This window comes from Pseudescherichia vulneris (genome assembly GCF_902164725.1).
Classification (GTDB): Bacteria; Pseudomonadota; Gammaproteobacteria; order Enterobacterales; family Enterobacteriaceae; genus Pseudescherichia; species Pseudescherichia vulneris.
Genome location: NZ_LR607338.1, coordinates 2,530,619 through 2,533,697 on the forward strand (window position 1 = coordinate 2,530,619; position 3,079 = coordinate 2,533,697).

The 3,079-nt window shown below is 55.5% G+C and carries 4 protein-coding genes; 2 read left to right on the top strand and 2 right to left on the bottom strand.

Annotated elements, in window-relative coordinates; genetic code table 11:
* Positions 1–28 precede the first annotated feature (28 nt).
* Both FN633_RS10790 and FN633_RS10795 read right to left on the bottom strand, forming a co-directional pair.
* Positions 29–478 (bottom strand): DMT family transporter, encoded by a 450-nt coding sequence (locus FN633_RS10790; RefSeq protein WP_042390958.1) that lies wholly within the window; start codon positions 476–478, stop codon positions 29–31.
* Complete coding sequence (locus FN633_RS10795) at positions 475–993, bottom strand: GNAT family N-acetyltransferase (protein WP_154057709.1); 519 nt, start codon at positions 991–993, stop codon at positions 475–477. Before FN633_RS10795 ends, FN633_RS10790 begins: the two co-directional genes overlap by 4 nt.
* A 129-nt stretch (positions 994–1,122) precedes the next feature.
* Here FN633_RS10795 and FN633_RS10800 point away from each other — a divergent pair, with 129 nt between their 5' ends.
* Entirely contained in the window at positions 1,123–2,160 is a 1,038-nt protein-coding gene (locus tag FN633_RS10800) for an NADP-dependent oxidoreductase (RefSeq protein WP_154057710.1), read from the top strand.
* 251 nt (positions 2,161–2,411) lie between these two features.
* Positions 2,412–3,077: a GntR family transcriptional regulator gene (locus FN633_RS10805; RefSeq protein ID WP_154057711.1), complete on the top strand. Its 666-nt coding sequence runs from the start codon at positions 2,412–2,414 to the stop codon at positions 3,075–3,077.
* Positions 3,078–3,079: the final 2 nt, after the last annotated feature.

The window sequence follows — 3,079 nt, forward strand, 5'->3', positions numbered from 1 at the left end:
TTACGGTCCGGACTGCCGGGCAATTCATCTACCACTGGCGTCTGGCCACTAACCACGCACCAATCACCAGCAATACCGCCCCGCATACCGGGCCTACCAGCGCCCGCAACGGCACGCCGTGGCTTTTAACCAGATCCATCACCAGTCCGCCGATCAGCTGGCTCGCTACCAGCACCGCGATAGTGGTGGCCGCACCAACGTATTGATACCCGCTGATGCTGGCAAACACAAAAAACGATCCGAGCAGGCCGGGGATCAGCGTCCACCAGCGCACCGTTGCCGCCAGTTCGCTAAACCCGGCCAGGCCATACTTCATCAGCAGAATCGAAACAAACAGCACAATACCCACCAGCGAGTTGAGCAGCATGGCGATCAACACGGTGGAGGAGGACTGGGTGATACGCACCATCAGCGTATTTTGTACCACCAGCCCGACACCTGCCGCCGCCAGAAACAGCAGGGTTAACGACTGATTCATGCGATAGCGTCCGGTTCGCTACGGTTATCCAGCTGCAGCTGCATAAAGGTGAGGTCAAGCCAGCGGCCAAACTTGGTGCCCACCTGCGGCATCTGCGCGGTGGTGACAAAGCCCAGCTTCTCATGCAGGTGGATAGAGGCCGCATTCTGCGACTCGATCCCGGCGATCATCACGTGCTTGCCGATGCGTTTTGCCTCCTCAATCAGCCTAACCATCAGCGCCTGGCCCAGACCTTTACCCTGATGTTCCGGGTGAACGTAAACCGAGTGCTCTACCGTGTGGCGGAAACCGTCGAAAGCGCGCCAGTCGCCGAACGCCGCGTAGCCGGTGATCTCGCCGTTCTCTTCGCTAACCAGCACCGGATACCCCATCAGGGTGCGGGCCTCAAACCAGGCGATGCGGTTGTCAGCGTCAACGGTCTGGTCGTTCCAGATAGCGGCGGTATGCAGAACGGCGTGGTTGTAGATCGTGGCAATGGCGGCGCAGTCGTCTTTGCCCGCGTAGCGGATAGTCATGCTTAAAACCTCAGAGAATATGCACGGGATAGTCTGTTATGAATACTATTACATGACGCAGAATGTCAAAGCAAAGAGAGGCGTAAGACGCTACGCTGAAAGGATGTTTAACCGTCGAAGGAGACTACTGTGAGTCAAGAACAACAGCGTAACCGCCAGTGGCTGCTGGCTTCCCGCCCGAAAGGCGCGCCGGTTGCTGAAAACTTTCGTCTCGAAGAGAGCGAGATCCCTACGCCAACGTCCGGCCAGCTGCTGCTGCGCACCGTTTACCTCTCTCTCGACCCGTACATGCGCGGCCGAATGAGTGATGAACCCTCCTATGCCGAACCGGTGAATATTGGCGACGTTATGTGCGGCGGCACGGTGAGCCAGGTCGTTACCTCGCAGCATCCGGACTATGCCGAAGGCGACTGGGTACTGGGCTACGATGGCTGGCAGGCGTATGCCATATCTAATGGGGAGGGGCTAGTTAAGCTCGACAAAAGCCTGGAGCACCCGTCCTGGGCGCTGGGCGTACTCGGCATGCCCGGCTTTACCGCCTACATGGGGCTGCTGGACATTGGTCAGCCTAAAGAGGGCGAGACGCTGGTGGTCGCGGCGGCAACGGGCCCGGTTGGGGCCACGGTCGGCCAGATTGGCAAACTTAAAGGTCTGCGGGTGGTAGGCGTGGCTGGTGGTGCAGAGAAGTGCCGTCACGCCGTGGAGACGCTAGGCTTTGACGCCTGTATCGATCACCATGCCGATGACTTTGCCGAACAGCTAAAAAAAGCCTGCCCGCAGGGAATCGATGTCTATTATGAAAACGTCGGGGGTAAGGTATTTGATGCGGTATTACCGCTGCTGAATACCGCCGCCCGCGTGCCGGTGTGTGGCCTGATTAGCGGTTATAACGCCACCGATCTGCCGCCGGGGCCTGATCGCCTGCCGCTGCTGATGGGCACGATTTTGAAAAAGCGTATCCGCATGCAGGGCTTTATCATTACTCAGGACTACGGTCACCGCATCGACGAGTTCCAGCAGGAGATGGGAAAATGGGTTCAGGAAGGCAAAATTCACTATCGCGAACAGATTGTGGATGGCCTGGAAAATGCGCCCGAAGCGTTTATTGGTCTGCTGGAAGGCAAGAACTTTGGCAAACTCGTTATTCGCGTAGCTGAGGATAAATAAAGCAGCGGTGAAAAAAATTGTACAAAAAATCATGCAATTTTATTAAACGTTGTCTTTAATTAAGCATAGCTACACCAGCGGAGCGGTATGTTCCGTTGGTGTATATTAATCTGCATAATAAATAACTTTTAGTTCTAACGTTTTGCGTTAATCCAATACCAGGCAACTCTCTACCTACTATATCTTATGGTTCGCGTGGAAATACTCACACGAATAGGTGAAAAGTAATAAGTATTCGACAGGACATGAATATGCTTGATTTGGAAAAGGCGCAGCGTCTGAGCCTCACTCAGCAGGTTGAAGTAAGTTTAAAAAACGCGTTAATCGTCGGGGCGCTGAAGCCCGGCGCACGCCTGATCACCAAGGAGATCGCCGACCAACTCGGAACCAGCATTACACCCGTGCGCGAGGCGCTACTGCGTTTGGTCTCTGCGGGCGCGTTGCATGCCACTCCGGCCCAGGCCTTTCTGGTTCCGGAAGTGAGCCAGCAGACCCACCGTGAGATAACCGAAATCCGTAAGCGGCTGGAATCAATGGCCGTCAGTGCCGCCTGTAGCAAAATGACCGATGAAAAGCTTCGCCAGCTGCGGCTGCTGGCCAAAACCTTTAACGAAGCCCGACTCGGCGCGAACGTCGAGCAGGCATTGCAGGCTAACCGCAGCTTTCGCTTTCGACTGTACGAATATGCTGAAATGCCTACGCTGCTCTCACTGATCGAGCAGCTATGGGTGCGCATTGGCCCGTGCTTTAACCATCTCTATCCCGCGTCTGAAGAGCTGGCCAATGGGCATCATGACTATGCCGATCTGTTAGACGCTCTGGAGCGGGGCGACAGTGAGGCCAGTCAGCGGTCAATTCTCTGCGTGATTGATATGGGCACAAATATTGTGCAGCAGCAGTTTAAAGAGGCACTTTAGCC

What these genes read in the sequence shown, in the direction of transcription:
- FN633_RS10790 (WP_042390958.1), bottom strand. Translation starts at nt 478, where the DNA reads ATGAATCAGTCGTTAACCCTGCTGTTTCTGGCGGCGGCAGGTGTCGGG.
- FN633_RS10795 (WP_154057709.1), bottom strand. Translation starts at nt 993, where the DNA reads ATGACTATCCGCTACGCGGGCAAAGACGACTGCGCCGCCATTGCCACG.
- FN633_RS10805 (WP_154057711.1), top strand. Translation starts at nt 2,412, where the DNA reads ATGCTTGATTTGGAAAAGGCGCAGCGTCTGAGCCTCACTCAGCAGGTT.